Genomic DNA, 26,480 nt, shown 5'->3' with positions numbered 1-26,480 from the left:
GATGAGACAATTTTTTACCAGTTAATTTAATCTGTGATACAGCTTGAGATTCCTCTGCGCCTTCGGCGAATTGGGATGATTTAATCTTTTAAAAATGCTCGTATTATTCATTGAATAAATTTCTTGAGTTCTGATAAAAAAGCCGATGGATTATCCAGATGCGTGCGATGTCCGGCCCGGACGGATGTGAAAGTAGCATTTGAAAATTGATCAACCAAATTACGGCTAATATTCTGATATTTCTCATCCTCTGATCCGGCTATCAAGAGTACCGGCAATCGTATTTTTTGCAATTGATTACAGACCGGTGTCATAGATCCGGTTCCAAATCCCAGCAGAGAAGCTGCCAGGGCAGAGGGCGACTGCTCGGATTGTATCTTTTGATAATTTCGGACAAGAGATTCGTTTTCGGGCAGTGGAGAATTAAAAATTTCAAGGTCTTTCCATCCCGAAAGGAATTCATCACAATCGTCTTTGATTTTTTGAGCACGAGTGGCATCAATCCTTCGACGTTCTTTTCGCTCATCGGAATCTGAAATTCCGCAATTGGTACTTTCGAGTAACAATCCTTCAAAATAATCGGGAGAATCGATAGCTGTTTTAAGCGCTAAACGTCCGCCCATGCTATAGCCAAATAAAAAGAGACGGCCAAAATCCAGCTTGTCTATGACTTTGATAACATCTCTGATTTGGTTTGATTCCCTGTATCTTTGGGGATTATTTGGTTTCGAGCTTTTACCAAATCCCAGCAGATCTATGGTAATCGGATTACAGAATTCATTTAGATTGTCAATCAGATGATCGAAAACCCGGTGATCGCCCATAAATCCATGCAGCATAAGTAAAGAGGGCAGTTGTTTCTTTTGCTGATGTATCTCAACAGCATAGCTCACATTATTGACTTCAACCATCTCCATAATCAATAATCCCACAAGTCTTTGCGAAGTCTCATCGAAGCATCGGGGACTGTCTTGCACTCAATGATTGATAAGCCCTCATTTGCTGACATCCATTTTGAGAGATCAATATTATTAAGTGCTGAGAGAGATTCAATGCGTTTATAAGGCACTTCGTATGAACTTGCCAGCTGTTTGATATCTGCTGATTGCGGAGTTTCAAAGTAGGTGTTGAAATACTCTTCATATTGCTCGATGGGAAGCATCCGGAAAATAGATCCGCCCGAATTGTTGATGATAATGACGGTCAGTGGATGTTCTACTTTTTTGCTGTTGAGCAGTGCGTTTGTATCGTGCAGAAAAGCCAGATCTCCGGTAAAAAGAGTCCCCGGTTTTTGTTGTTGCAGGGATAAACCTATTGCCGTAGATGTGACTCCGTCGATGCCGCTGACACCGCGATTTAGATAAATTGGAAGTTCAGAAGCTTGTTCTCCAAAAAGAAGAATATCCCGGGCGGGAAAGGAATTCGAAACTGCAACAAAATGATCAGATGTAATCTGTGGGGTTATATGCCGATATACAGCACCATCCGTTAAGGCTGAATCATCATTCATTAGCTGCTCATAGCGATCCCAAAATTTATCCTCAGCTGAGCGCCATTTGTTAAGCCAATCACTATCGGCGGCCTTGTTTAGATCATTCCAATCGATAGGCCAACCCATCCATGGAATACGCTCGGAATCAGAAAATGTGGCATTCTGCCACTGGTCAGTACTTGCAAAGTGGTAGTGATTTTTTGGACTCCATTTTTTTAGACCAAGCTCTAGACTTTTGCAGGTAGGCTGAAAGCCGAAGCGGAGAATCAAATCTGGCTCAAGATTTTCCTGCAGCTTTTCGTTGCGTAGGAATCCGGCAAATTTAGTTATTGTGTTGGGATGATCAATAGCTGATTCAGCTAGAATGGGGGCACTGATGCGATCGGCTAAATCAGCAGTTGACCCGGTGTCATCTTGCGGAGCCAGTGGCCCGATAATTATGAGCGGTTTCTGCGCCTTTGAAATAGACTGTTGAACAGAGTCTGACAGCCGAAGGGAATGAGTGTAAATTGGACTTAGCTCCACTTCCGAAACTTTTGCTTCTTTGTTTTTGGGGGATTGTTTTTTAAGCAACTTCGGTTCAGGCTCCAGTGGTTTCCGAAAGGGAAAATTAAGATGAACTGGCCCTCGTTTTTCGCGGGATATATTTACTGTTTGCTTTCCCAGCATTTTAAGTCGATTCAGATCGGCAGTTGCCATGCCCGGTTCTCCCACTTCATGAAAAAAAACCGGATAATCACCAAATATTTTGAGCTGGTCGATCGCTTGATTGGCCCCGGTAGCCCGCAACTGCGGGGGACGATCGGCAGTAGCCAGAATCATCGGTACGCCCGATTGACGTGCTTCAATTACGGCCGGATAGTAGTTGGCCAGCGCCGTTCCCGAAGTGCAGATGAGCACAGCCGGCATGTTAGAAGCTTTGCCGATACCCAGTGCAGTAAAGGCCGCCGATCTTTCATCCAAAATAACATGTTTTCGGAAGTTGTCGTTAGCGGCGGCTGCCAACGTAAGGGGCGTAGAACGAGAACCCGGAGAAATAACAACATGCTGTACGCCTTGCTTCTGCAGAGTGCGAAAAAATACTGATGTCCACTTAAATGCGGTGTTACCTGCATGGGAATCAATCATATTGAAGGGCAGAAAGCATCGGCTTTAATTTGAGGTTGGTTTCCTTCCATTCCATATCAGGTTGTGAATTGGCAACGATACCACATCCCGCAAAAAAGTGTGCTTTGTCCTCTGTAAAAAGTCCACTGCGGATGCCAACGGCAAATTCCCCGTTCCCATTGGCGTTGAACCAACCCAGAGGGCCGGCGTACCAGCCGCGGTCAAAGTTTTCAAGCTCATTTATATATGCCGATGCATCTTGCCAGGGATATCCGCCAACTGCTGGGGTGGGATGCAGGTGATCAATGATGTCAAACATATTGACATCTTCTTTTAGTTGAGCTCGAATAGGCGTATAAAGATGCTGTACATTTGATAACTTTTTAATTTCAGGTTTACTGCTCCTGTCAAGTGATTCCACGAGAGGAGACAGACGTTCTTCTATATCCTTGATTACAAAATTATGTTCTTCCCGGTCTTTTTTACTGTCTGAAAGATGTTTCTCAAAAAAAGTATCTTCTGTAGCCGTATTACCACGCTGGATACTTCCTGCCAATGCATCCGTTAGGAGTAACTTATTTCTGAATGCGCCCAACCGTTCCGGCGTTGAGCCAAGAAACGTTTTACCGCCCGGGCGGTGTATTAAAAAATTATAGCAGCTTGAGTATTGTTGACGAAGCTTATTTAGTACTTGGGTAGGAAGTATATCTTTCGATTTAGAAACCGTAACCTGACGAGCAAGTACCAGTTTTTCGAAACTATTTTGGTCAATTAAAGATTTAGCCCTTTTTACTGAACTGATCCAATCACTATATTCTGAACCATTTTGAGATAATGAAGCTTTTACTGTGTATTCCTGTGGACTATTCTGAACATTTCTTTTTGTATTCAAATTGATTGTTCGGGTAATACTGCCGATCTGTTTCCTTATATGCTGACGGAGTTCATTGGCAGAATCAAAAGGCTCAAGTTTTACTCCAATCGTAGCAAGCGTAAACTTTCCGTCTTTTACGATCATCCATTCCGGGATGGTAAAAGAGGCAGGTTTGAAAGAATTCCACAAATCTTCCTGGATCTGATCAAAGAAAGAAAATCCACCAAGCATCATCATTCCCGAGTACGGGTGGGATAACATGGAGTATTCAGCAGTGGATTTTCGGATATCTTCAAATTTTGAATAGATATTTTTGAACCGTTCTGGTCCCTCATCTGATATTGTTACCAACTCCTTACCGCCGGCAATTGCAAACTCTTCTTCCGGCTTTTCCCAATAGTAATGAAAGTCACTTTTGTTCCAGGACATTTCCAGATATGCCAGCGGATCTATATTTCCCAATGTAAAACTAAATATGGCATATTTCGGACGATCTTTCTGAAACAGATTGGTAAGAAAAGATGCTAACTGACTGCCGTTATCTACAGTCGTGTTTGAAAGGGTATTACTTTCTAAATTTGATAACTGATTAAGGACCATATCCAATATTTTTGAACATAAGCTTTCAGAACTTTCAATATAAATTGAAAATTGCTTTTTCCATAATTTAATATTCTTTCTTATCTGCCGATAAGAGTACAGAGGAGTGTAAATACCCGAAGAAAAACGATTTGCATATCTTCTATAAGATTAAGACAATTCAGGAAATTAAAATTGGTAATATCATTTACAGGTTCATCTTCATGGTAGAAATCAAGGAATTTGATCTTCAGAATGTTTCAGTTCATTATAAGTGGAATAATGACAAGGAATTAAATTACTACGACTCAGATTATCCGCATCAGCATGAAAGTTTTGAGGCTTTTTTGAAGCGAATAAAGTCAGTGTTAGATGAACGAAATGCAACGCATGATTTATTCGAAATTCATTTCTCAGAGAACGACAAATTAATTGGCATTGTCGATATTCATGCTATCGACAAATATAACAGGCGTTGTTATGTCAACTGCACGATCGGTGACCGTGACTATGCAGGAAAGGGATATGATATTGAAGCTTTAAAAATTGTTTTAGGGCATTGCTTCAAACAAAAGGAAATGCATAAAGTAGCCACAACGGCTTTTGACTTTAATACATCATGGATCGAAGGTGTTAAAGAACTGGGCTTTAAACAAGAAGGACAGCTGCGGGAACATGTAATAAAACAGGATAAGTATTGCGATAAGTTAATTTTCAGCCTATTGGAAACCGATTACAATCAGTCTCAATTAGAAGTGCCGGCTGCCGCAGAGTAACTGCTGATTATTCTTCTTCAAATGGATTGTAAATACCGTATTCATTGGGATCATACTCTGCCAGCTCGAAGAAGTGATCCCACGCTGCTTTACTCTCTCCATCCTCATCTACCCAATTTGGATGACTTTGTTTAATAAGTCCTACAGCTCGTTCTGCATATTCGATTCGTTCTTCTTCATCTTCAATACGCGGTAAGGATGCAATCATACGATCCAGATTATAACCACAGTCGAAATCTTTCGGCTTTTTTTGCTCTACAAACATATTAATTGTCTTAGCTGAAGTTTTTTACAGGAAGACAGAAGATAACAGAGTTGCCTCTTTCAATAAAGAAACTTTTTAATTTTTTTCTTGGGATGGCTGTTTCATTTTGATCTTTTTTCGGGTAGGAATATCAAAATTCCTATATTCCGTTCCCAAACTAAATATCAATTCCATCCCGAATAATATAGATTTAAACATGTATTACAATTCTATTTTAGAAACTATTGGCAATACACCGCTTGTCAAACTAAATAACATACCAGAAGACATTGCCGGTACGATACTGGTGAAGGTTGAATATTTTAATCCCGGCCAAAGCGTTAAAGATCGTATTGGACTAAAGATGATTGAAGATGCGGAGGAGAAGGGACTTATTGAACCGGGAGGAACAATCATTGAAGGAACATCCGGTAACACCGGGATGGGATTAGCTCTGGCGGCAGTAATTAAAGGGTATGATTGCATATTTACTATTACTGATAAACAGAGTAAGTCAAAAATTGATCTGTTGCGGGCGCTGGGTGCCGAAGTAAAAGTTTGTCCGACCGATGTGGAGCCCGATGACCCGCGAAGCTATTATTCGGTAGCAAAGCGGCTCAATGAGGAGATTCCCAACTCGTATTATCCCAATCAGTATGATAACCTTAGTAATATAGAAGCCCATTACGAAACTACCGGGCCCGAAATTTGGAAACAAACAGAGGGCAAAATCACTCACTATGCCGCTGGAATGGGAACAGGGGGTACCATTTCGGGCGTATCGAAGTATCTGAAAGAACAAAATGGAGAAATTCAAACTGTTGGTATCGACAGCAAAGGATCGGTATACAAAAAATACTTTGATACCGGTGAGTTTGATAAGGATGAAATTCACCCCTATTTAACTGAAGGAATTGGGGAAGATATTATTCCGGGTAATATGGATTTTGATCTTGTCGATGAAGTCGTGCAGGTAAATGATGAGAATGCATTTAAGATGACTCGCAGATTAGCAAAAGAGGAAGGACTTTTTGTCGGTGGGTCGTGTGGCGCTGCTGTTTTTGGCGCATTGGAATACGCCCGAAGTGATAACTTTGGAGAAGATGATCTGATGGTTATTATCATGCCGGACAGCGGTACGCGCTACGTATCAAAGATTTTCAACGATGAATGGATGAAGGAACATGGCTTCATGAATTCAGATTCAGAAGAATAGTCAGCAGAAAGTTTAAACAAGAACTGTTTATTATGGCCGAACAAACGCAAGATTTTAATCAGGGACAAATACAAATTGAGCTTCCCGAAGATGAAGCTTCTGGCACATATTCTAATTTAGTGATGATCTCACACTCTCCCTCAGAATTTATCCTCGATTTTATTTCTGTGATGCCGGGGGCTCCCAAGGCAAAAGTGGTAAAGCGTATGGTACTAACACCCGATCATGCTAAGCGACTGGTAAATGCCTTGTCGGAAAATATCAAAAAATATGAAAGTGAAAACGGCAAAATTTCGGGTGACGACCAGATTGATGTCCCATTCAATTATCGCGGGCCGACACCTGAAGCTTAAATTTAAAAGCCAATGCTGGATTTTTTAAAACGGCTTTTCAGTAGTCAAGATCAGGAGCTAACATTTGTGGTTTTTGATGAAGATCCTGAATCTTCGACCTCATATCATTTTAAGCCGTCTAAATTATGGAATATTTTTTATGCAACAATGGCTGCAGTCATTGTACTAACTTTGCTGCTGGTAATGTTTACACCCATTGGCGGGTTGATGTACAATAGCGAAGATGCCCAGCTGCGGGAGCGTGTTATTGAGGTGTCAGAAAGAGTGCAAGCTCTACAGGATTCATTGGACGCTCGCGATTCACAGCTTTCAGAAATGCAACAGGTTATTGCTTCGGGAACCGATACAACTTTTTCGGTGGAGTCCGGGCAATCCAATTCACCATATCAAAATAACAGGGAACTTGATTTCGCTTCTGAAGTAAGAACTGGTGAAATGTTGTCTCAAAACGAGATTATTTTCTCTACCATTTTTAAGACAGTACCCGAATTCCCTACTGATTATCCCATTAGAGGTACCTTTACCAGGGGGTACAATCCTCAAGATGGGCATTATGGTATCGACATTGCTACTGAAGAAGGTCGTGAGTTTAAAGCTATAGCCGATGGAGCAGTAGTCAGTCAGAACTGGACGGTGAATTATGGCTATGTTCTGCATGTGCAACACAGTGACGGAATTATTACAGTGTATAAACATGCATCAAGTTTATCTAAATCTATTGGCGATATCGTTTTAAAAGGCGATATATTAGGAACTGCAGGAGATGTGGGGTTGCTTAGTACAGGCTCTCATCTGCATATTGAAATTTGGAAAAACGGAGTACCACAAAATCCCAATTTGTACTTAACAAAATCGTAGGACATTTATGTTTAATAATAACAACAAGAAAAAGTCAGAACCTATGAATTCAAATAAGACTGGCAAAAATCTGCCTTCCGTAAATATGATAAGTGAAGGAACAAAGCTAGACGGTACGTTAACTACTAAAAATGATGTTCGTATTGCCGGAACTCTGGATGGAGAAGCTAAAGCCGAAGGAAAAATTATCGTTTCTTCTACCGGACAAGTGGATGGGAACATTCAGGGTGTTGATGCCGATATAGCAGGAAAAATTAATGGAGAAGTGCGTGTTACCAATAAATTGGTCCTGCGAGAATCGGCTGTTATAGAAGGTGACATCTATACGAAAACTATACTTGCTGAAGAAGGGGCACAAATTAATGGTTCATTCCACATGAATGAGAATATAGAAAGTGAAATAAATAAGAAGAACAACCTTTCAGGCAATCAAAAATCTAAGAATGGAAAAAGTGACCAAAAAACCGCTTCCGGGAAAACAGTAGATAAAAAGAAAGTTAAGAAAGATTGAAAGAGCGGGAAAGACCTACTGACTATATAGAATTTATATCGCTTGGTGGAGAAATAGCAGCCGGGATTATAATACCGATTCTCATTGGGTATTGGTTGGATAATTACTTTGAGACAAGTCCCTGGTTGTTGTTAATTGGTTGTGTTGTGGGTATTGTGAACATTTTTATTCTTATCTTTCAGCTTAATGATCGCTTAAATAAGTAAAAGGTCAGGTTGAAATCACACTTCGGGGCGGTATTACGGGACTTTCTAATCATTTCTTTGGCTGCATTTCTCATTTTTTTAGGGATAAGCCTGTTTTTTCACTTCTATACAAAAGCTGTAGTTACTGCTTATTTGGTAAGCTTCTTATTTGTGGGGAGTAATTTCTGGATTATAAAAAAGGTAAAGAAGGGAGATGAAACATCCTTTTACAAGAAGTTCCTTACCTCTTTAGGGATCCGTTTTTTACTGGTTATTCTGGCGCTAATCCTGATCTTGAAGAGTACAAAAATTCATGAAATTTACTTTACAGTTAGTTTTATAATTTCTTATATTCTCCATTCTGTAATTGAGATTATATCGATTAATAAAATACTTGAAACCGATAATTAAAATTTGATGCTAAGGGCCTGTCGCCGACTCTTCGTTACTTTTTTACTGGTTCTATTTTTCTCTCCTTTAACATTTGCCTCGGAACAAGACGCACAAAGTTCCGACGGTGCTCCTATTGACGTTGTTGGTAAAGTAGTTGACCATCACGAGCTTGAAGTTTTGGGTTATCATATACCACTGCCGCGAATTATTCTGGCTGATGGTGAATGGCATTTTTATAGTAGTACCGAAAGTGCCTTAGAATCCGGGCAATTTATAGAGGAAGATGGGAAACTTGTTCCCGCCAGTGGCGAAGAGGCAACGCTGGATATGTCGATCACTTCTCACCTTATGTATTTTTGGTTTGGCCTTATTTTAACTCTTTGGATTACTATTGCCATGGCCCGGAAGTATAAGAGAGGTGTCGGCAGGGAAACTGAGCCCAGGGGATGGTTTCAGAACTTTTTCGAGATTGTGTTTGAATTCGTGCGGGATGATATTGCCAAGAGAAATATTCCCGACGATAAGTACGAGAAATTTGTGCCGTATCTGTTTACGGTATTTGTGGGTATCACTTTTATGAATCTGTTTGGTCTGTTGCCCTGGGGAGTTACGGCAACGGCCGATATTACCGTAACCGGTGTGCTGGCAGCATTTACCTTTTTTATTACTCAATGGAATGGGTCCAAGGATCACTGGGAACACGTTTTTTGGTTTCCCGGTGTCCCTGCCTGGATGCGAATAATCTTGACACCTATTGAGATTATAGGACTGTTTACCAAGCCATTTGCACTGGCTGTTCGTCTTTTTGCAAATATGCTCTCCGGAAAAATCATGATCATCTGTATACTGGGTCTGATTTTTATCTTTGCCGAAATCTTCGGAAACATTGCCGGCATTGGGATGAGCTTGTTTGCCGTTCCACTGACAGTTGGTTTATATGTCTTGAAGGCATTCGTGGGTGTTCTGCAGGCTTATATTTTTGCCCTCCTTTCAGCTGTATTTATAGGAATGGCAGCTGAAGAGCATGCACACGAAGAAGGAATTGAAGCACACGCTTAAGAATTTACACTTTTAATCTTAAACCTAAACTTAAATAAAACAACAGGTATAAAATATGGGTTTACTAGCAGCAGGAATCGGAGCAGGAATCGCAGCAATTGGTGCTGGAATAGGCATTGGAATGATTGGAAAAGGTGCCGTCGAAAGTATCGCTCGTCAACCTGAAGCTTCCGGAGATATAAGAGGTGCTATGATTTTGACCGCTGCTCTTATTGAGGGTGTGGCACTGATCGCCGCTATTGTTACTATTCTCCTGGCTCTCGGAATTGGTCAATAATAACTAATCAATATAATGATACTATTATTACAAGGTGGAGATGCCATTCTTTCCTTTAACGGAGGTTTTGCTCTCTGGGTAACGATTACGCTGGTTATCTTTCTTGCCATAATGGGCAAGTATGCGGTTCCTTTAATTATGGATGCGCTCCGAGAGCGTGAAAGCCGTATTAAGGAGTCGCTTCAGTCGGCCGAGGAAGCGTTAAAGCGTGCCGAAAAAATATCAAAAGATAACGAAAAAGCGTTGCGTGAAGCAGAGAAAAAGGCCCAGCAAATTCGTAAAGAAGCTATCGAGGAAGCCGAAATGCTCCGTGAGGAACGTATTGAAAAATCCAAGGAAGAGGCCAATCAAATAATTGAAGAGGCCCGGAAAACGATAGAGCAGGAAAAGAAGCGTGCTATGATGGAACTTCGAGATGAAGTTGCCCGGCTCGCGGTAGAATCTGCTTCAAAAATTATCGATACCGAATTGGATGAACAGAGAAATAATAAGCTGGTGGACAGCTTTATACAAGACATTGCAAAAAACTAAGGTAAATGCCTACAACTAAAGCAGCTAAAAGATATGCCACTGCTCTTCTTGAACTCGCAAAAGAACGAGATGAAGTTGAGGATATATTGAAGGATATCGAATATATCCATAATACCATTCAAGATTCCAGAGAGCTGGTAGTGTTTCTAAAGAGTCCGATTATAAAGTTTGATGACAAAACGGAAGCCTTAGAAAAGCTGTTTTTTGATCAGCTAGAAGAGCCAACTAAACTTTTTATAAAATTGTTGGCCCGTAAAGATCGTATAAAACTGTTAGATCAAATTACCGAGGCATTTATTGAAAAGTATAAGGCTTATGCCGGTATTATTACCGTAAATGTGTATGTTGCTCGAGAATTAAACAACGGTCAGCTTGAATCGCTGCACCAGGAACTCGAGCAAAAAACACAGAAACAAGTTGATATGAATATTACTCTGGATGAAAGTTTAAAGGGTGGTATGGCTATAAGAATTGACGATACGGTAATTGATGGCACCGTCAAGCATAAGCTCGTCGAGCTTGAAGAAAAGCTAATGTCAACACCTGTAGAATAGAAATTAAAGACGTTTAAATCACACTAGAACCAATGAGTCAAGTTAGACCAGACGAAGTTTCAGCAATATTACGAAAACAGTTATCCGGCTTCGACAGTGAATCGGATACATACGACGTAGGCACAGTCCTTGAAGTAGGGGATGGTATAGCCCGCGTTTATGGTTTGTCAAAGGTACAGGCCGGTGAACTTGTTGACCTTCCTGATTCGAAAGATAAGGATGGTAACTCAGTTCGTGGAATGGTTTTGAACCTTGAAGAAGATAATGTGGGAATTGTTTTGTTTGGTTCCACAAGTGCTGTCGAAGAGGGAGATACCGTTCGCAGAACGAAATCTATTGCCTCTATTAATGTAGGGGATGGTCTTCTGGGACGGGTGATCGATCCGCTGGGACGCCCTTTAGATGGTAAAGGTCCTATTTCCGGAGATACTATTCGTATTCCCCTGGAACGTAAAGCACCTGGTGTAATTTATCGGGAACCGGTAAAAGAGCCGATCCAAACAGGAATTAAAGCGATTGATTCCCTGATTCCGATTGGAAGAGGTCAGCGAGAGCTGATTATCGGGGACCGCCAAACGGGTAAAACTTCTGTTGCGGTTGACACAATCATCAACCAAAAAGAGACTCAGGATACTGATAAGCCAGTACATTGTATATATGTAGCTGTCGGTCAAAAAGGTTCTACTGTTGCCGGAATTGCCAAGGCGCTGGAAGATAACGATGCCATAGACTATTCGACTATTGTTTCTGCTCCTGCCAGTGTATCGGCACCAATGCGTTTTATTGCGCCATTTGCCGGTGCTGCAATTGGAGAATATTTCCGTGATACCGGTCGACATTCACTTGTAGTCTACGACGACTTATCAAAACAGGCCGTGGCTTATCGCGAACTTTCACTCTTGCTCAAACGTCCTCCGGGACGCGAAGCTTATCCGGGTGACGTGTTCTATCTGCACAGTCGTCTGCTGGAGCGCTCTGCCAAGATTATCGACGATGATGAGATCGCCAAGCAGATGAATAATGTACCTGAAGAACTTGAGCCGATGCTCCAGGGCGGTGGGTCTATGACGGCACTGCCAATTATTGAAACACAGGCTGGAGACGTTTCGGCTTATATTCCAACAAATGTTATTTCAATTACCGATGGACAGATTTTCCTTGATACCGATCTGTTTAACTCGGGTGTACGTCCGGCTATTGATGTAGGTACTTCGGTATCTCGTGTAGGTGGATCTGCGCAGGTTAAAGCGATGAAAGATTTATCCGGAACAATGAAACTTGACTTGGCACAGTACCGTGAGCTTGAGGCTTTCGCAAAGTTCGGTTCCGATCTCGATCCGGCTACTCAGCGACAGCTTAAACGGGGTGAGCGTACTGTTGAACTGCTAAAGCAGGATATTTATCAGCCGTTGCCGGTACAAGAGCAGATTGCTCTGTTAAAGGTTAATGATGAAGGTTTGCTGGACGATCTCAAAGTTGATCAGGTTCAAGAGTTCGAAGAAAATTTCCTTGAAACTGTTAATATAAAATATGACGAGGAGATGGAGAATCTCGGTGATACTGGTGAACTGAATGAAGAGTTTGGCGAAAAGCTGCTTGAAGTAGCCCGCACAACGATTGATCAAATTACAGCTGCAGAAGAAACTGAAGAACAAGAAGCATAATTTATGGCGAATCTTCGTGATATACGAAATCGGATAGAATCCATTAAGAATACACAGCAGATTACCCGTGCGATGAAAATGGTAGCTGCTGCCAAGCTTCGGAAAGCACAGGATCGTATTATAGAAACGCGCCCTTACGCCTCTAAAATGAAAGAGGTGGTAGGGCGGTTAGTTAAAAATTCCTCTGAAGACAATGTGCTGCTACGAAAGCCAGAATCAATCGATAATGTGTTAATTATCGTTGTAAGTTCTGATCGGGGCCTTTGTGGTGCATTCAATAATAATCTGTTTAAGGTAATTGAAAGTACTATTGAGGAAGAATACAGCGAGTATCAAAAGAGTGGTAATTTGTCGCTGGTCTGTATAGGTCGACAGGCTACCAAGCACTTCGGAAAACGAGATTATAAGATTAAAGCTGCATATCCGGGCTTTTGGGATGAATTGAAATTTCCCAAAGCAACCGGAATTATGAAACAGGTAGTTTCAGATTTTAAAGCCGGTATCTTTGATGAAGTTAAACTCGCTTATAACGAGTTTAAATCGGTTATTGCTCAAAACAGGTTGGTAGAATCGGTGTTACCCATTGAGCCGGCATCCTTGGTTGATGAGGAAGGAGAAGCACAGAGTTCAGAGTACATTTTTGAGCCTGATGTAGAAAATATTCTGAAAAAATTATTACCTTTACACCTGAATTTGCAGCTCTGGAGAGCTCTTTTAGAATCCAATGCTGCTGAGCAGGGAGCCCGTATGACAGCAATGGATAATGCTACAGAAAATGCTCAGGAGATGAAGGAAGATCTTCAGCTTGAGTACAACAGGGCGCGTCAGAGCGCTATTACTACCGAGATATCAGAAATTATCTCGGGTGCACAGGCATTAGAAGAAGCTTAGTATTATTTGGAGAGGTGGCAGAGTCTGGTTGATTGCACCGGTCTTGAAAACCGGCAGGCCCTTCGCGGGTCTCGGGGGTTCGAATCCCTCCCTCTCCGCACTTTTACGCTAAAGCTACAGAGCACTGAATGAGATAAATTGAAGGAGATGGATAAGTAAAATAGTTGGTCATCGAAGCCGCAGGCGTAGTTGACCCTCCCTCTCCGCACTACTGCCAATATTTAGGGCAACAAACCTGCCTTATTATCTTTGGCTATAAGGATTAAGCAATAGCCCCTTCCGATTGGGAGGGGCTATTTTTTTAAATAAAATCATGCAGGAGAACGTTTGTAGCACGAATAGTCTTGGACTAAATTGCTTATTATGACCAAACTCATTTCCACATCATTAGCCGTTTTACTGTTACCCTTCTGTACGATAGCCCAGGATACAGTTGAAGTATCGCTGGAAACATTTATTGAACGCGGAATCGAAAATTCAGGTCAGCTAAAATTTGAAGAGCAAAATATAGATCTGGCTGAGAATCAGGTTTCAGAAGCAAGATCTCAGCGATACTTGCCAAACTTTGAGTTAAATACCCAGCATGGTATAGTTCCGGGTGTGGAGAGCAATACTGACTTGCCTGAAGATGAATATTATCTGGATCCCAATCTTGAAAACGACTGGGAAAACTGGGCGGTGTTTACCCGGGCTGAAGTTCGGGCCGTACAACCGATCTTTACCTGGGGTGCGCTGAAAAATGCCGTTAAAGCAGCTGAATCCGCGGCAGTTGCGGCGCGAGAACGTTTTGAAAAAGAGAAAGCCGATTTTAGTCTCCGCCTGTTTGACCTCTACCAAAGCTATGTGCTAACCAGCGAAATTCTAAGGCTCCTGGAAGAAGCTGAAAATACCATTGAAAAGGTCCGGAATCAGATCGAAAAACAAAAAGAGGCAGAAGATAGCAATATTGACGAGTCGGAGCTGTATAAGTTTGAGATATTTCAGTCAGAATTTGCAATCAGGGCGGCCGAAGTTCGCGAAGAAGCGGCAATGACCCAACGGTTGTGGAATTATGTTTTGCAAGCGGAAGAAAATACGGTATATGTTCCCGACACTGACTTTCTGGATCCCACTTCACAAACGCTTCGAGAACTTGATTTTTATCGTAGTAACGCCCGGACAAATCGCTCGGAGTTAGAGGCAATAGAGGCGGGGATTAATGCTGCCGAATATGGGATGAAGGCCCAAAAACAACGAAACTATCCAAGCCTGTTTTTAGGACTAACCGGCAGTTATGCAAATACGCCCAATCGCCCTCGGCAAAGTAATCCTTTCATAATTAACAATTCAAATTATGCTTCAGGATCTTTTGGATTAGGTATCCGGCAAAATTTGGATTTTTTGGGGATCAAAGCACAAGTGGAAAAAGGAGAAATACGATATAGACAGGCAAAATTTTTGAAAGAAGCAGCCGTTGATGGTATTGAACTCGAAATAAATGAAGCATTTAAAAAAGCTTCGCTTTCAAAACTAAAAGTTGAGAAAACAGACGAAGCACTTGTCACCGGCAAAGAATGGCTGCGACAGGAACAACTGGATTATGATTTTGGTATAGGAGATACAAAAGATTTGATAGATGCTATGCAAAAAGAACTTGAATTACGGGTACAACTAAAGAGAGAAGTTTTTGAACTTAACAAAAATATGGCCGAGTTATATCGTAAAGCCGGATTACCGGTAACAGAAATCACGAAAAATAATTAGTGATATGAAATATTGGATCAAAGTTAGTTACTCGTTACTTTTCGCAACATGTTTTATCTTTCTGCTGAACCCTGTCCCGGGATGGGCACAACAAGATAGTGCAACTGTACGCCAGTTATTAGAAGAACGGGACGATGAAATCAAAGATCTCGTAGGGCCGAAAGGTACTGAATATACGCAAGAGCAAAGAGATCAGATGAAAGATATCATCAATGGTATTATTGACTATCGCGAAATGGCTCAATATGCACTACAAGATACATATGATACATTATCAGCAGAACAGCGGGAAGAATTTGTTGATCTGTTTTCTACCATTATTCGCGATCAGTCGCTTAATAATTTGGATATATACCGTGCCGATGTAAGCTATGAAGAGATTAATGTCGAAGATGACTCAGCTACTGTACAAACCATCGCACGGCTCGAAAAAGTAAGAACGCCGGTTATCTACCATATGAAATATAAGAATGATCAATGGGTGGTTACGGATATGATTATTGATGACGTTTCAACTGCGGGATCTTATCGTAAGCAATTTCAGAGAATCATCAGTAAAAAAGGCTTTGACTCTCTGATGGAAACGTTACGCAAACGAGCCGAAAGAAGCGCATAACCGGTTTAATAATAGTAGTATTCTTGTATATTGGGGAAATAAATTCATTTTATGCTTAAATCCATTCAACAAAAGAGGTTGGCTCGCGAGGGGTATATCTATACAACCTATGGCCATCCCAAATATCTAAAACATGCTGTAGCCTCGGTTATATCACTACGACGCTATGACGAGGAACGTCCCGTGGCTATTGCTTGTGAAGAAAAACATAAAAAGATACTTGAAGATAAAAGTATCAGCGGTCTCTTCGATTATATTCATGTGTTACCATCAGACCGGGCATCTATTGTAGGGTTTAAGCATCACCTGCACGAATTCATGTTTTTTGAGAAAAATATTTTTCTCGACAGTGATATAATTTGGTGCAAAGATCCCGATCCCTTGTGGCAATCTTTTGAACCCTATCCGTTTACTATAACAGGTACCCAGGTGTCTGATAACTTTTTCGGGGGTCCAAAAAATATTGGCATTGTAGCGGATATCATATTACGACGAAGACAGCGCACGCTTAATCATTTTGGACTTACCTATCTGAGTCGCGTACAAACGGGCATGATTTATGCCCAGGATTACAGCCTCACAAAAAAAGTATGTGAGTTATCTCAACAAATGCTCGATCGTAAAGATGAAACTCATTTTCGCAGTCGAACTCTTGAGAGGGGTAGAAGCGAAGAATCATGCGAGTGGAGTATGGCCATGGCTATGTCAAAACTGGATTTACCTGTTTATCCCTGGCTGCAGGGGCATACTAGTCCGCAACTCGATTATATTGAGGATTATACCTCACACGATGCTGATTTTGAATACGTGGTTTGTAAATACTATAGCGATCAGTTTGTTTATAATTTTCGTGGCTTAAAGAACAAGTGGTTACGTAAACTGTTGACTAAATTCTTTTCTCTTATTCCCGGTAAGGGCGATTACTTGAAAACCACACCTTATTGCCTTCACTTTGGTTGGTATCACCAAAAACAACCGTTCTATGAATTTGCCGAAAAAACATGGCATCATCTGACCAGTGGAAAGAAAGAGTTAGTTTCTAGTGAAAGTCGCCTGGAAGGTACCAACTTCTGATGAAGCAGGTTGTTTTATTCGGAAAAGAAACAAATCTTAACCCAGAAATTCTCAAAATTTTTTGTTGTAACTGTATAAGTTTTGGTGAAAATCCGGGTTAGGGCCATCCGACTGACTATCTAACATAACTCTCAAATTTATTTCATCTATTTGAAGAAACTGCTGATGATAGCTCCGTATTTTCTGCCCCGTCGACGGGTAGGGTCCTTGCGGCCCTTTAAGTTTGCTATCCATCTGCGGGATTTCGGTTGGGAACCGCATATTATAACGATTGCTTCTGATGGTCAGCTTACTGCAAAAGAGCGGCGCCTGCTCCAGGATATCCCGATATATAATTTGAATCCTCCGTTTGACAGAACCAAGAGATCGGGAAGTCAGCAACAGAAGGCAGACAATAAACAAGATCAGAACCATAGCAGCGTTGCCGATTGGATTGATAAACATTTTCCGGTGGATACCTGGCTTCCTTTTTTCAGGCTTAAATATGGACAAATAAAGCGGATTGCCCAAGAGGTAAATCCAGATGCCCTTTGGAGCACCGGCGATCCGTGGTCGGCGCATTGGGTAGGTAAAAAGTTATCTGCGAAGTTTCCCGATCTGTTTTGGATGGCTGACTTTCGCGATCCCTGGACTCTGTCTGAGACCGATCTCAAGCAACGATCATCTTTTGCATCTGTCATTGATCAAAAAATAGAGCGCAGCTGGATTCGAAAAGCCTCTATGCTCTGCTTTACCACCGACCGAACTCGTCAACTTTATGAAGAGTATTATACTGATTTAAACCTCAATTCTACCACCATTTATAATGCTTTTGACAGAACATTATTTAACGAGAAGCAGAAGGAATCCGTTGAGCTCGATTTTCCTGACGATAAACTGAACCTGGTTTTTTTTGGCCGCTTCAGGAGGCTGTCACCCGCCGGACCTGTGGCTGATATTCTTCAACTGGTAAACGAGCAAAATTCATCAGTCGCAAAAAAAATTGCTGTACACAGTTTCGGTCCGTTAACAGAAACTGATCGTAGCTACCTGGAGAAAAAAGGCATTGAAACGAACTTTGTTATACAAGATCCTGTACCGGTAGAATTGGGCCTGCAAGTGTTACAACAAGCCGATATCCTGCTTTTGAGCACCGATCCAGAACGCGAATATATCATTCCCGCAAAGCTGTGGGATTATCTGGCGGCAGACCGACCAATACTTTCAATAGCACCCAACCCGGAAATAGGAAAAATCATTGAACGGACCAAAACCGGAGTACACTACAACTGGCAGAAGACAAAAGTAATTGCTGATTTGCTCATTGATTGTATTAACGCAAAGGAAGAAGGGAAAACGCTTCCCATTCCTTTTGATCCTGACCAGCAAAGGATCAGTCAGTACAGCGCGAAGTCAGCTACCCAAAAACTGGTAACCACGATAGAACAGCACTACGGTTAAATGGCAGAGAAAGAATCACTTACAGAAAAAACAGGCGTCGTTGTCTTTGCGCGAATAACTACGACGGTAGTGGACCTGGCGATGGTAATCGCCATAATTCAACTGCTTTCAAAGACTGACTTCGCAATTATTGGCTATTTGCTGATGATTCACGAGGTTGCCCGAAATTTGGCCACCCTGGGTTTTCCCGAAAGCATATTCTATTATTTTGAACGTGTTACAAAAGATGCCCGAAAAGCTTTCGTGTTGCAAACATGTGGTATTCTGCTGGCAACGGGGCTGCTTGCAGGAATTGTAATTCTGGTAATTGCTTATTTTGCTCCCACGCTGTTGGGTAGTTGGGAAGCCGAAGAAGTAGAAAAAGTACAGTATCTGTTACCACTGATGGCTTTGGTTACCGTTCTGGAAGTACCAACATGGCCCGTCACCAATGTACTGCTTGCTGCAGATCGTCAAAAAGATTCCGCCTGGTACGAGATGCTGACGAGTCTTCTCACTTTCGGATCAATAGTGCTGCCTCTGGCGCTTGGCTATTCGCTCACTGTTGCCATTTGGGGATTGGTTTTTTATGCAGTTGTCCGTTTTTTCGGCTCTCTAATCTGGACCTATATTGTTCTTCCCGGTGACACTAAATTATCTTCAGGCATTCCTTTAAAAGAGCAAGTGAACTTTTCTGTTCCGCTGGGGATGTCATCTATGGTAAATAAGATGAATAAGTATGTAGATAAGTTTGTGGTTTCCATTTTGTTGCCGGCGGGCGTTTTTGCTGAATATCAGCTTGGGGCACAGGAAGTACCTATCATTCGCGTAATTCCTTTTGCTGTGGGATCGGTACTCATCAGTCGATATGTGAGCCTTGAGATCGATTCAAAGAAAGAAGAGCTGCTTGACCTTTGGTATCGGGGCGTGGAAAAAGTAAGCCTTATGGTCTTGCCTCTTACCATTCTCGCGATCGTAATAGCGCCCGATCTAGTCTCCCTGATCGCCGAATCCGAAGGCACATCTTACGATGGAGCCGTAATCCCTTTTCAAATTTACAATCTGATTGTTTTGATTCGGGTAACACATTACGGAAGTATCTTGCAGGCTTTTGGAGATACCAAAGGTGTCATGTATCTCAGCATTAATCTGGTCATTGCCAATATTATTCTAAGCGTCCCCTTTACCATGCTGTGGGGGATTATTGGCACAGCTACATCAACATTAATTGCAAATATTTATAACTGGTATATCACATTACGAAGAATCGGGGGACATATGGACCTGCCGCCGCGTAAAGTGTTGCCTTTTCCTTTTTATTTCAGAGTCCTCTTTATTTCGGCATTAGTTGGTTTACCAGTATGGTTTAGCCGCTTTAATTTCTTTTCCGAAGAACAGGTGCTGTTAGGATTGGGATGGAGCATTCCCATTTATTTAATTCTTTTTGCTGTTGTCGGCACGTTTACCAATACGATTACCAGTGATGACTGGGCAAAATTTCGCGAATGGGCCAGCCTTAAATTTTTGTGGTGATATTACTTGTACAATATGGCGATTCCTTTTTCAGTATCTTGGATTTCGCAATTTAGTTCCGGATAACGCTTTAGCCACTTTTCCAGAATATTGGCTTCGCTGGGGCGTAAGGCATCATGTACTATGATAATTGCCTCATTGCTTAAGTGATCCATCAAGAGAGGAAGGGCAGGGTACCTGGCATACTTATTAGTTTTCACCGGGGGACCGTCGATTAGTAGCATGTCAACTTTTTTGGTGAATTCAATGTTTTCCAACTCATACCATTGCCATGAATCACCTTCGATTTCATAAGGAATAAGCGGGCAAATTTTAACCTGGGCAGATTCCTTCAGGTTGTGACTTCGTAGTCGCTGCTTTGTCCTTTCAGCATATTTAGCATCATGATCTATGGAGATGATCGATCCATTGCCATTTTGCTGTAATCCATAGGATGCTATAAGCGTAGAAATACCGCTTCCGATTTCAAAAATATGATTAGGTTTTCGTTTTCGAACTTCTCGATAGATGAGCAAAGCTAATTCCGGAGTAGCTGACCATCCCGTCATATACGGCAATATATCCTCGAAATCTATGTTTGAATAGAGTGAAAAGTAAGCCTGTATCTTCTTCTGATGATCTTCCAGGTCTTTTTTTGTTGAACGATACAAATGAAATTGCGTGGTTAATATCAGGTATGTACAAAGGATCAAAATTCCCCATAGAATTGCAGCTTGTCCCCACATATACCAGCCTGCAATGACTAAGCCTATGACAACAAATAGGGGTATATAAAGATAGGGTAAGTCATCATATGTAATATTAATACCTTCAAAAAAACGCTGGATGAAATTCTTTTTCATCTCCTTTAATTATTTGATTATATAACCACTCTGTTTGTTTTACTAGCCGTTGTACTGAATATTTTTCCTCAATAAGATTTCGGGCATTATACCTAATTTGATCTATATCAACTTCTTCTTCTAATAATGTAACAAGAGCGGAAGCTATGGCTTCGGGATCTCTCTCCGGAACAAGTAATCCCGTTTTATTGTGTCGTACTGCTTCTGGAATCGCAGCATGATCGGTTGCAATTACCGGCACGCCACTGGCCATCGCTTCCAGAATAGTATTTGGCAGCCCTTCCTTATCACCGTCAGCAGCTGTTACACTGGGAGCAAGTAAAATGCTATGGTTCTGTAATTCATTCCGTACCCTGTTGTTATTGACATAACCGTTAAACTGAACATACTGGTCGACACCTAAACGTTCAGCTTCTTTTTGCAGATCATTTTTTAACGGACCATTTCCAAAAAAATCAATATAAATTTTTCTGCTTTGTTGTTCAGTTAAGATTTTTAAAGCTCGTAATGCATATTTAAAGCCTTTTTTCTCAACCATTCTTCCTACCATCATCAGGCGACTGGAGGTATCGTGTCTTTTCTTAAAAGGAAAATTATTCAGATCTATTCCAAAACGTATTACCTCGATCTTTTTTTCAGGGAATCCCAAATCCACAAGCTGCGACTTCATATAATTTGAAGCAGCTATAAACTTATGAGCATTCCGTGCAAGATTTCGATATCTGCGTTTCCAGTCGAACTCCTTTGGTAGTCTGGAGACATCAGAGCCGTAGAAACTTACTACGAGTGGTGTATTTGTTTTCTTAGCTACTTCATACATACGCCAGCCATCATAACCGAAATGAGCGTGAATGATATCTGGTGACTGATTGCGGATAACATCCTCGTAAAAAGGCAGAGACAGGTTAAGATGGAAACAAATGGTATTAATAATGTTAGATAATCCACTTTGTGGCTGTTGAAAAACCGGCAAATGATCGGCAAACTCTCGTTTATTAATACATATAGCTACTGGTTCAAAACTGCTGTGGTTACGTATAAGCCGGTCTATAAAAGTCTCTGAAGGATTAAGAAAATTTGTTTTGTAGTGTAAAACTTTCAATTCTTTAATTTGAATCAGGATTATTTTAGGTAGTTGTTATACTATTATCTTGAAAATACTTAATATCTAAGGGAAAAGATAAGATTACTATTCAGATGCCAGATGAGAGAATTAACCCAAAAAGCCGTTAAGAGAATTTTTATTTTTTTTCTGCTATATCTGCCGCTACAATATGCATTTATTGGTGCTTTAGGCCTGTTGATAAGTGAACCTTGGCCGGCTTTTGCACTTCCGGGCTTTAAAAATGTTTACTCAACAGAAAGTCAAACCAAGGTAGTAAAACCGTACTTTTACGCCAAAGTGAAGAGTAAATCCGGTGATCATATAGAGGTTCAAATTTCGGAGTCTGAACTTTTTGACGGGATTGAAAAATCACAGATGCAGGGGTTCATTCGTACTCATTTTTCAGAGCAGCAGGCATTCAGCAATGATGTACGTCAATGGCTTCAGAATCGGGTTGATCAGAGATATCCTGATAGCAGGAGTAACGAGGTCAGGATAGTTTGGAGGGAGATGATATATACATCAAAAGGAGATCAGTTGATAGTTGAATCCGGTGGTGATGTGGAAGTAATCACCATTCCATTTACAGAGAGAGGATGAAGAATTTCGACAAAAAATTTTCTGACTGGATTTTTAATTCCTTTCATGTAAAACCTGAAGGAATGGCTTTATTTCGCATTTTTACGGCGCTGTTTATTCTCTTTTTTTTGCTGCCATCGACCGAGATGTATAAATTCATCGGCTCATTACCCGATGAATTCTATGCACCTCCGCCAGGACCCATGTGGCTCTTCAACGGATTTCCAGCGGAAGAACTTTTTATGGCTCTCCATCTCATTCTTGTTGTCCTGCTGGTATTTTTGCTGGTGGGATATAAAAGCCAATGGGCATCTATCTTGATCGGTGTAATCTTACTTGTCATCAAGGGATTTTTCTACAGCGTGGGCAAAATCAATCACGATCTGCTATTGCCATTGACGCCTATCGTAATGGCATTCAGTGGATGGGGTACTGCCTACTCTGTGGATTCATTGCGATTCAAGGACCAGGATCAGTCCCGGGTTACCAGCTGGCCTCTAACTTTACTGGCTCTTTTTCTTGGATTCATGATGTTTACGGCCGGTTTTGCCAAACTGTTGGGGGGATGGCTACAGGTTGATACTCAGGCTACGGCTGGACATTTATTCAATCAATATTTTGGTAAAGGAAGACAGGATTTATTGGCAGAAGTAATGCTTAAAGTTGACAGCCCTGTTTTTTGGGAAATCCTGGATTATGCTACCGTTTTATTTGAAGTAGGCTTTTTGGTGGCTGTGTTTCATCCTAAAACTACAAAGCTGTTTATTTGTTTTGCTGTACTGTTTCATTTTTCTGTAATGCTGATGATGAATATTTCATTTCTGCCCAATTTTGTGGCCTACGCCGCTTTTCTAAACTGGACAATGATTGATAATACATTGAAGGAATGGCTGCCGATGAAATTAGCTTCTCCTGCAGTATTAACAGGTTTTTTTGCAATAACGGGACTTATTATTTTATTAGCACAAAATTATGGTATCCCTAACTTGCAATCAGATTTGAAGGTGCACGAATTCATAGTTTTGCTAATAGCGCTGCCAATCGCTGTAACTTATATTGGGCGGCAGATCCAACAAACTACTATATCTCGTTTCGGCGGATTGTTTAGTTAATATTTACTATTCTTGGGTTATATCGCAAAGGTTCACAGAGAAGACACAGAGTTACACATAAATTTATAGCTCGATCCATTGCTCTGAAATAAGCTACTGACTGTTGTGGAAGGTTGTACCTCGGAACAGAGCTCCTGCTTAGCCTGGTTCATCAAGAAATTTATTCTGTTGGAAGCGTTCCATCCGATGGCTGGGATTGCCATCGGCTGGATGAGAATGACAAGAACATCCAGCAGCCTACAGCTGCAGTTCTCCGGCCGGTGGCTGGTTCTACCGCCTACCGGGTGGAAAGGGAGAAAGGAAATATAAAATATTGCTTTTCCACCCCCCGACTCGGGAATAGATTTGTTTAACGCTCTCTGCGAGTTGAAGCCGCTTACGAGCGGCTAAGAGCCGTGAGTTTTTTAAACTGTGGCAGTCTTGATCGATATTTATCAAAGAGGGCATCCCATGAATATCCAATGATAAGCAGCTCCATTACGTAGGCATCAAAACGGATATTCATAGATAACGTTATGCCGATATGCATAACAATAATTGCTGTAATGGCATAAGGCCGATATTTTTTTGACCAGACCAGCACTCCGGCAAATTCAGTAAGCCAGCCGAAAAGTAGAATGAGAGAAGCAATAGGAATACTTTGCAATGCCATCTCTTGTAGTAGATTAGGCTCAAAAGTGCCGGTTCTCGAGAGAATATCCGTTCCTTTTTCAGCTATCCACAACCAAAGGTGCCGGCCGTCAATCCAGAAGATACCGGTTCCTATCAGTTTTGAGATCGCCGCCGAAAAATAACTGAGTCCCACAAAAAAGTAGACGGATCCGAACGTAAACCGGCTGACTGCCCACGGCTTTTTGAAGAAAAAAGTAGCCATAGCCAAGGCCAGTAAACTCATACCAATCATATTCATACTATGTGGAATTTCACCCTGCGAGAAACGGGCGGCAAACTGAAAATGAAGCAACACCAGGATCAGAAAATATTGCCAGCGAAACTGAATGCGGAAAAAAGAAAAAATACATAAAATAGTAATCAGGGAGGCGTTAACAGCGGGAACAATATCCCCAAACATAAAAGAGATATCAATATAGTTGGCTATACCCAAGGGAAGCACCACTTCGCTATTCTTGGGTATATACAGAGCCCACTCCCATGCATATTTTATAACGTATGTCCCTACGAACAGTTCGAAAAGTTTAAAATACCAAAGCTCCCCTTCAGTGCGGGGTTTGTCAACCTGAAAAAGCTGATTTATAAAATGCTTGAACATGATTATGGTGAAATTTCTTTTTCTGCCAACGTTGAATTTGCTTCTACACTTTGATCTGTTACCAATAACAGGGGAATTGCCTCTACCATAACAGAATCATCGCCAACAAGACGGCCATTGACTTTCATAACCATGAGTTCGCGATTTTTAATATTTTCTTTTCCGAACATGACCTGCAGTGCCTGTTTGCGTTGAGGCGTCCATTCTTTTGTTTGGGACACAAAATTGGCAAAATCGATCTGATCAACACCAAAATCTTGTAAGGCAACCGGAGATCCATTGAGATTCTGTAAGTTGGTAGATTGCCACTTGAGGCTGTCGGGTGTATCCGTAACATCCCGCACAAGGGCGCGGGTCCACGGGTTACCCGCTTTTGAAAACATGGGATAAATGCTGAATGGCCAAAACTCTCCTTCGTGGGGTGCTACCAGCAAGCCAAAGACGAGAAAAACGCCTATAAGACACCGTGTAGATTTTTTTTGAAATGAATTCATAGCGTAACTCTTGTTTAAATATATTCCTCTGACAATTAGAAGTTCTGCTTTTTGGCAGATGAATGCAACTATATGAATACCAACCGATACATAAAATAATCAAAAAATAACTTCAGCTAATGATATTATTTCTCTGAATTAGATGAAATGCATTTATCTGTTTTTCTGTTAATATTTCCGGTTTGATATCCAATTACCTCAAAAAAATTTCTAGCCTATTGTACTAAGATTTCTATCCAATTTGTGCATACTTTATCCCCTTATATCGAGTTACTAATAGGACTCTAACTTTTATTTAAGAGACAAGACCTGTCCAATGAAATTCATCTTTGTAAGAATCTCCCTTTTATCATTTTTAATATTATTTGTTTCTGAAGTTCAGGCCCAAAGTAGTGTGAATGAGATAACAGAATTACCGAATGGGCATATTTTGCTTGAAGATTTTGAAGATTATCAAACGGGTACCATACCGGAAGATTGGTACAACCAGAAAGGAGAACGCCGTCCAGCATTGTATGATGAGGCAGAAAAATCGGGATACCAGTATCACGTTACCGAAGAGAACGGTAATAAATTTCTGCGCTACGATGGTGTAGAGGCAAAACATCTTAACTTTCCACTGGTTAATAAAGGAATAAATATATATGAAACTCCTATCCTGAGCTGGAAATGGAGGGGACTTAAACTGCCCGAGGGTGCCAATGAGGATAATGATGATCGTAACGACACTATTGCCAGCATCTATGTGGTTTTTGATATGGGACGTGTAGCCCTGGTCAAAAAAGTGCCGAAGTCGATTCGCTATACGTGGAGCTCGACACTTGAGGAGGGGACAGAGCTTTCTAAGTTTTATGGTAATCAAAAAATTGTTGTTGTGGAGTCCGGTCCCGAACGGACGGGAGAGTGGCTTACCTTTGAACGAAATATTGTAGAAGATTATCAACGACTTTTTGGAGATGATCCTCCCAAAAATCCGATTGCAATCCTTATACTCAGTGATGGAAATAGCACCCAGAGCCATGCAAAAGCAGATTATGATGACATCATGCTAAAGCCGCGCCATTGAATGGCCAATTCATTAAATAAGTTTTTAGAAAATGATTAACTTCCCCGCTATTTAAAATTAGCT

The 26,480-nt window shown here is 41.2% G+C and carries 27 protein-coding genes, 1 tRNA gene and 1 pseudogene; 21 read left to right on the top strand and 8 right to left on the bottom strand.

Features of this window, described 5'->3' with window-relative positions:
- Nucleotides 1–107: 107 nt before the first annotated feature.
- From ACT3ID_RS07610 to ACT3ID_RS07600, 3 genes are read right to left on the bottom strand one after another with little or no spacing between them, the layout of a single operon-like run.
- Nucleotides 108–932 carry an alpha/beta fold hydrolase gene (locus ACT3ID_RS07610; protein WP_491541403.1) on the bottom strand — a complete coding sequence of 275 codons (825 nt, stop codon included), beginning with the start codon at nucleotides 930–932 and terminating at the stop codon, nucleotides 108–110.
- A complete protein-coding gene (gene menD, locus ACT3ID_RS07605; RefSeq protein ID WP_491541402.1) occupies nucleotides 920–2,620 on the bottom strand; it encodes a 2-succinyl-5-enolpyruvyl-6-hydroxy-3-cyclohexene-1-carboxylic-acid synthase in 1,701 nt (566 codons plus the stop codon). Before menD ends, ACT3ID_RS07610 begins: the two co-directional genes overlap by 13 nt.
- The gene (locus ACT3ID_RS07600; protein WP_491541401.1) at nucleotides 2,613–4,073 is read right to left on the bottom strand and encodes an isochorismate synthase; all 1,461 of its coding nucleotides are present in this window, start codon (nucleotides 4,071–4,073) and stop codon (nucleotides 2,613–2,615) included. The genes menD and ACT3ID_RS07600 overlap by 8 nt, the downstream gene beginning before the upstream one ends.
- Before the next feature lie 203 nt (nucleotides 4,074–4,276).
- On the opposite strand from ACT3ID_RS07600, the gene ACT3ID_RS07595 reads away from it, so the two are divergent.
- Nucleotides 4,277–4,828 (top strand): GNAT family N-acetyltransferase, encoded by a 552-nt coding sequence (locus ACT3ID_RS07595; RefSeq protein WP_491541400.1) that lies wholly within the window; start codon nucleotides 4,277–4,279, stop codon nucleotides 4,826–4,828.
- Between the two features lie 7 nt (nucleotides 4,829–4,835).
- On the opposite strand, the gene ACT3ID_RS07590 is transcribed toward ACT3ID_RS07595, so the two are convergent.
- On the bottom strand, nucleotides 4,836–5,093 hold the full coding sequence (locus tag ACT3ID_RS07590) for a DUF4290 domain-containing protein (RefSeq protein ID WP_491541399.1): 258 nt from the start codon (nucleotides 5,091–5,093) through the stop codon (nucleotides 4,836–4,838).
- Nucleotides 5,094–5,289: 196 nt separating this feature from the next.
- On the opposite strand from ACT3ID_RS07590, the pseudogene ACT3ID_RS07585 reads away from it, so the two are divergent.
- The 17 genes and pseudogenes from ACT3ID_RS07585 to ACT3ID_RS07505 form a co-directional block, all read left to right on the top strand.
- Nucleotides 5,290–6,273, top strand: a pseudogene (locus ACT3ID_RS07585) (PLP-dependent cysteine synthase family protein); the annotation flags it as partial.
- 47 nt (nucleotides 6,274–6,320) lie between these two features.
- Complete coding sequence (locus ACT3ID_RS07580) at nucleotides 6,321–6,641, top strand: DUF3467 domain-containing protein (protein ID WP_491541398.1); 321 nt, start codon at nucleotides 6,321–6,323, stop codon at nucleotides 6,639–6,641.
- 12 nt (nucleotides 6,642–6,653) lie between these two features.
- Nucleotides 6,654–7,499 (top strand): M23 family metallopeptidase, encoded by an 846-nt coding sequence (locus ACT3ID_RS07575; protein WP_491541397.1) that lies wholly within the window; start codon nucleotides 6,654–6,656, stop codon nucleotides 7,497–7,499.
- Nucleotides 7,500–7,506: 7 nt separating this feature from the next.
- On the top strand, nucleotides 7,507–8,010 hold the full coding sequence (locus ACT3ID_RS07570; protein ID WP_491541396.1) for a bactofilin family protein: 504 nt from the start codon (nucleotides 7,507–7,509) through the stop codon (nucleotides 8,008–8,010).
- Complete coding sequence (locus ACT3ID_RS07565; protein WP_491541395.1) at nucleotides 8,007–8,216, top strand: AtpZ/AtpI family protein; 210 nt, start codon at nucleotides 8,007–8,009, stop codon at nucleotides 8,214–8,216. Before ACT3ID_RS07570 ends, ACT3ID_RS07565 begins: the two co-directional genes overlap by 4 nt.
- Before the next feature lie 396 nt (nucleotides 8,217–8,612).
- On the top strand, nucleotides 8,613–9,647 hold the full coding sequence (gene atpB / locus ACT3ID_RS07560; RefSeq protein ID WP_491541394.1) for a F0F1 ATP synthase subunit A: 1,035 nt from the start codon (nucleotides 8,613–8,615) through the stop codon (nucleotides 9,645–9,647).
- A gap of 55 nt (nucleotides 9,648–9,702) precedes the next feature.
- The gene (gene atpE / locus ACT3ID_RS07555) at nucleotides 9,703–9,924 is read left to right on the top strand and encodes an ATP synthase F0 subunit C (protein ID WP_491541393.1); all 222 of its coding nucleotides are present in this window, start codon (nucleotides 9,703–9,705) and stop codon (nucleotides 9,922–9,924) included.
- Between the two features lie 15 nt (nucleotides 9,925–9,939).
- Nucleotides 9,940–10,455, top strand: a complete 516-nt coding sequence (gene atpF / locus ACT3ID_RS07550) for a F0F1 ATP synthase subunit B (RefSeq protein WP_491541392.1) — start codon at nucleotides 9,940–9,942, stop codon at nucleotides 10,453–10,455.
- Nucleotides 10,456–10,460: 5 nt separating this feature from the next.
- Entirely contained in the window at nucleotides 10,461–11,009 is a 549-nt protein-coding gene (gene atpH / locus ACT3ID_RS07545; RefSeq protein WP_491541391.1) for an ATP synthase F1 subunit delta, read from the top strand.
- Nucleotides 11,010–11,041: 32 nt separating this feature from the next.
- Complete coding sequence (atpA, locus tag ACT3ID_RS07540; RefSeq protein WP_491541390.1) at nucleotides 11,042–12,673, top strand: F0F1 ATP synthase subunit alpha; 1,632 nt, start codon at nucleotides 11,042–11,044, stop codon at nucleotides 12,671–12,673.
- Nucleotides 12,674–12,676: 3 nt separating this feature from the next.
- Entirely contained in the window at nucleotides 12,677–13,564 is an 888-nt protein-coding gene (atpG, locus tag ACT3ID_RS07535; RefSeq protein ID WP_491541389.1) for an ATP synthase F1 subunit gamma, read from the top strand.
- Nucleotides 13,565–13,572: 8 nt separating this feature from the next.
- Nucleotides 13,573–13,662 (top strand) — tRNA-Ser (locus ACT3ID_RS07530).
- Between the two features lie 265 nt (nucleotides 13,663–13,927).
- Nucleotides 13,928–15,307, top strand: coding sequence for a TolC family protein (locus ACT3ID_RS07525; RefSeq protein ID WP_491541388.1), 1,380 nt, complete (start codon nucleotides 13,928–13,930; stop codon nucleotides 15,305–15,307).
- 4 nt (nucleotides 15,308–15,311) lie between these two features.
- Nucleotides 15,312–15,923: an MlaC/ttg2D family ABC transporter substrate-binding protein gene (locus ACT3ID_RS07520; RefSeq protein WP_491541387.1), complete on the top strand. Its 612-nt coding sequence runs from the start codon at nucleotides 15,312–15,314 to the stop codon at nucleotides 15,921–15,923.
- Between the two features lie 51 nt (nucleotides 15,924–15,974).
- Nucleotides 15,975–16,997: a hypothetical protein gene (locus ACT3ID_RS07515; RefSeq protein WP_491541386.1), complete on the top strand. Its 1,023-nt coding sequence runs from the start codon at nucleotides 15,975–15,977 to the stop codon at nucleotides 16,995–16,997.
- Nucleotides 16,998–17,147: 150 nt separating this feature from the next.
- Nucleotides 17,148–18,437, top strand: a complete 1,290-nt coding sequence (locus ACT3ID_RS07510) for a glycosyltransferase family protein (RefSeq protein WP_491541385.1) — start codon at nucleotides 17,148–17,150, stop codon at nucleotides 18,435–18,437.
- Nucleotides 18,438–19,949, top strand: coding sequence for an oligosaccharide flippase family protein (locus ACT3ID_RS07505; protein ID WP_491541384.1), 1,512 nt, complete (start codon nucleotides 18,438–18,440; stop codon nucleotides 19,947–19,949).
- Between the two features lie 2 nt (nucleotides 19,950–19,951).
- Here ACT3ID_RS07505 and ACT3ID_RS07500 read toward each other — a convergent pair whose 3' ends face one another.
- Nucleotides 19,952–20,791, bottom strand: coding sequence for an O-methyltransferase (locus ACT3ID_RS07500; protein ID WP_491541383.1), 840 nt, complete (start codon nucleotides 20,789–20,791; stop codon nucleotides 19,952–19,954).
- On the bottom strand, nucleotides 20,760–21,893 hold the full coding sequence (locus tag ACT3ID_RS07495) for a glycosyltransferase (RefSeq protein WP_491541382.1): 1,134 nt from the start codon (nucleotides 21,891–21,893) through the stop codon (nucleotides 20,760–20,762). The genes ACT3ID_RS07500 and ACT3ID_RS07495 overlap by 32 nt, the downstream gene beginning before the upstream one ends.
- Nucleotides 21,894–21,995: 102 nt before the next feature.
- Here ACT3ID_RS07495 and ACT3ID_RS07490 point away from each other — a divergent pair, with 102 nt between their 5' ends.
- Together ACT3ID_RS07490 and ACT3ID_RS07485 are read left to right on the top strand one after the other, a co-directional pair.
- Nucleotides 21,996–22,496, top strand: a complete 501-nt coding sequence (locus tag ACT3ID_RS07490; protein ID WP_491541381.1) for a hypothetical protein — start codon at nucleotides 21,996–21,998, stop codon at nucleotides 22,494–22,496.
- Entirely contained in the window at nucleotides 22,493–23,587 is a 1,095-nt protein-coding gene (locus ACT3ID_RS07485; RefSeq protein ID WP_491541380.1) for an HTTM domain-containing protein, read from the top strand. The genes ACT3ID_RS07490 and ACT3ID_RS07485 overlap by 4 nt, the downstream gene beginning before the upstream one ends.
- 376 nt (nucleotides 23,588–23,963) lie before the next feature.
- Here ACT3ID_RS07485 and ACT3ID_RS07480 read toward each other — a convergent pair whose 3' ends face one another.
- A complete protein-coding gene (locus ACT3ID_RS07480; RefSeq protein WP_491541379.1) occupies nucleotides 23,964–24,857 on the bottom strand; it encodes a hypothetical protein in 894 nt (297 codons plus the stop codon).
- 2 nt (nucleotides 24,858–24,859) lie between these two features.
- Complete coding sequence (locus ACT3ID_RS07475) at nucleotides 24,860–25,351, bottom strand: hypothetical protein (RefSeq protein WP_491541378.1); 492 nt, start codon at nucleotides 25,349–25,351, stop codon at nucleotides 24,860–24,862.
- A gap of 316 nt (nucleotides 25,352–25,667) precedes the next feature.
- Here ACT3ID_RS07475 and ACT3ID_RS07470 point away from each other — a divergent pair, with 316 nt between their 5' ends.
- The gene (locus tag ACT3ID_RS07470; protein ID WP_491541377.1) at nucleotides 25,668–26,417 is read left to right on the top strand and encodes a DUF3047 domain-containing protein; all 750 of its coding nucleotides are present in this window, start codon (nucleotides 25,668–25,670) and stop codon (nucleotides 26,415–26,417) included.
- The last annotated feature ends 63 nt before the right edge of the window (nucleotides 26,418–26,480 follow it).

Source organism: Fodinibius sp. GM108 (assembly GCF_058386985.1).
The sequence above is the reverse complement of the archived record's forward strand: the minus strand, read 5'-3'. Positions and strand labels throughout refer to the sequence as shown.

What these genes read in the sequence shown, in the direction of transcription:
- ACT3ID_RS07580 (WP_491541398.1), top strand. Translation starts at nt 6,321, where the DNA reads ATGGCCGAACAAACGCAAGATTTTAATCAGGGACAAATACAAATTGAG.
- ACT3ID_RS07475 (WP_491541378.1), bottom strand. Translation starts at nt 25,351, where the DNA reads ATGAATTCATTTCAAAAAAAATCTACACGGTGTCTTATAGGCGTTTTT.
- atpG (WP_491541389.1), top strand. Translation starts at nt 12,677, where the DNA reads ATGGCGAATCTTCGTGATATACGAAATCGGATAGAATCCATTAAGAAT.
- ACT3ID_RS07595 (WP_491541400.1), top strand. Translation starts at nt 4,277, where the DNA reads ATGGTAGAAATCAAGGAATTTGATCTTCAGAATGTTTCAGTTCATTAT.
- ACT3ID_RS07600 (WP_491541401.1), bottom strand. Translation starts at nt 4,073, where the DNA reads ATGGTCCTTAATCAGTTATCAAATTTAGAAAGTAATACCCTTTCAAAC.
- ACT3ID_RS07485 (WP_491541380.1), top strand. Translation starts at nt 22,493, where the DNA reads ATGAAGAATTTCGACAAAAAATTTTCTGACTGGATTTTTAATTCCTTT.
- menD (WP_491541402.1), bottom strand. Translation starts at nt 2,620, where the DNA reads ATGATTGATTCCCATGCAGGTAACACCGCATTTAAGTGGACATCAGTA.
- ACT3ID_RS07505 (WP_491541384.1), top strand. Translation starts at nt 18,438, where the DNA reads ATGGCAGAGAAAGAATCACTTACAGAAAAAACAGGCGTCGTTGTCTTT.
- ACT3ID_RS07470 (WP_491541377.1), top strand. Translation starts at nt 25,668, where the DNA reads ATGAAATTCATCTTTGTAAGAATCTCCCTTTTATCATTTTTAATATTA.
- ACT3ID_RS07575 (WP_491541397.1), top strand. Translation starts at nt 6,654, where the DNA reads ATGCTGGATTTTTTAAAACGGCTTTTCAGTAGTCAAGATCAGGAGCTA.
- ACT3ID_RS07570 (WP_491541396.1), top strand. Translation starts at nt 7,507, where the DNA reads ATGTTTAATAATAACAACAAGAAAAAGTCAGAACCTATGAATTCAAAT.
- ACT3ID_RS07500 (WP_491541383.1), bottom strand. Translation starts at nt 20,791, where the DNA reads ATGAAAAAGAATTTCATCCAGCGTTTTTTTGAAGGTATTAATATTACA.
- ACT3ID_RS07590 (WP_491541399.1), bottom strand. Translation starts at nt 5,093, where the DNA reads ATGTTTGTAGAGCAAAAAAAGCCGAAAGATTTCGACTGTGGTTATAAT.
- ACT3ID_RS07515 (WP_491541386.1), top strand. Translation starts at nt 15,975, where the DNA reads ATGCTTAAATCCATTCAACAAAAGAGGTTGGCTCGCGAGGGGTATATC.
- ACT3ID_RS07490 (WP_491541381.1), top strand. Translation starts at nt 21,996, where the DNA reads ATGAGAGAATTAACCCAAAAAGCCGTTAAGAGAATTTTTATTTTTTTT.
- ACT3ID_RS07520 (WP_491541387.1), top strand. Translation starts at nt 15,312, where the DNA reads ATGAAATATTGGATCAAAGTTAGTTACTCGTTACTTTTCGCAACATGT.
- atpB (WP_491541394.1), top strand. Translation starts at nt 8,613, where the DNA reads ATGCTAAGGGCCTGTCGCCGACTCTTCGTTACTTTTTTACTGGTTCTA.
- ACT3ID_RS07480 (WP_491541379.1), bottom strand. Translation starts at nt 24,857, where the DNA reads ATGTTCAAGCATTTTATAAATCAGCTTTTTCAGGTTGACAAACCCCGC.
- atpA (WP_491541390.1), top strand. Translation starts at nt 11,042, where the DNA reads ATGAGTCAAGTTAGACCAGACGAAGTTTCAGCAATATTACGAAAACAG.
- atpH (WP_491541391.1), top strand. Translation starts at nt 10,461, where the DNA reads ATGCCTACAACTAAAGCAGCTAAAAGATATGCCACTGCTCTTCTTGAA.
- atpF (WP_491541392.1), top strand. Translation starts at nt 9,940, where the DNA reads ATGATACTATTATTACAAGGTGGAGATGCCATTCTTTCCTTTAACGGA.
- atpE (WP_491541393.1), top strand. Translation starts at nt 9,703, where the DNA reads ATGGGTTTACTAGCAGCAGGAATCGGAGCAGGAATCGCAGCAATTGGT.
- ACT3ID_RS07525 (WP_491541388.1), top strand. Translation starts at nt 13,928, where the DNA reads ATGACCAAACTCATTTCCACATCATTAGCCGTTTTACTGTTACCCTTC.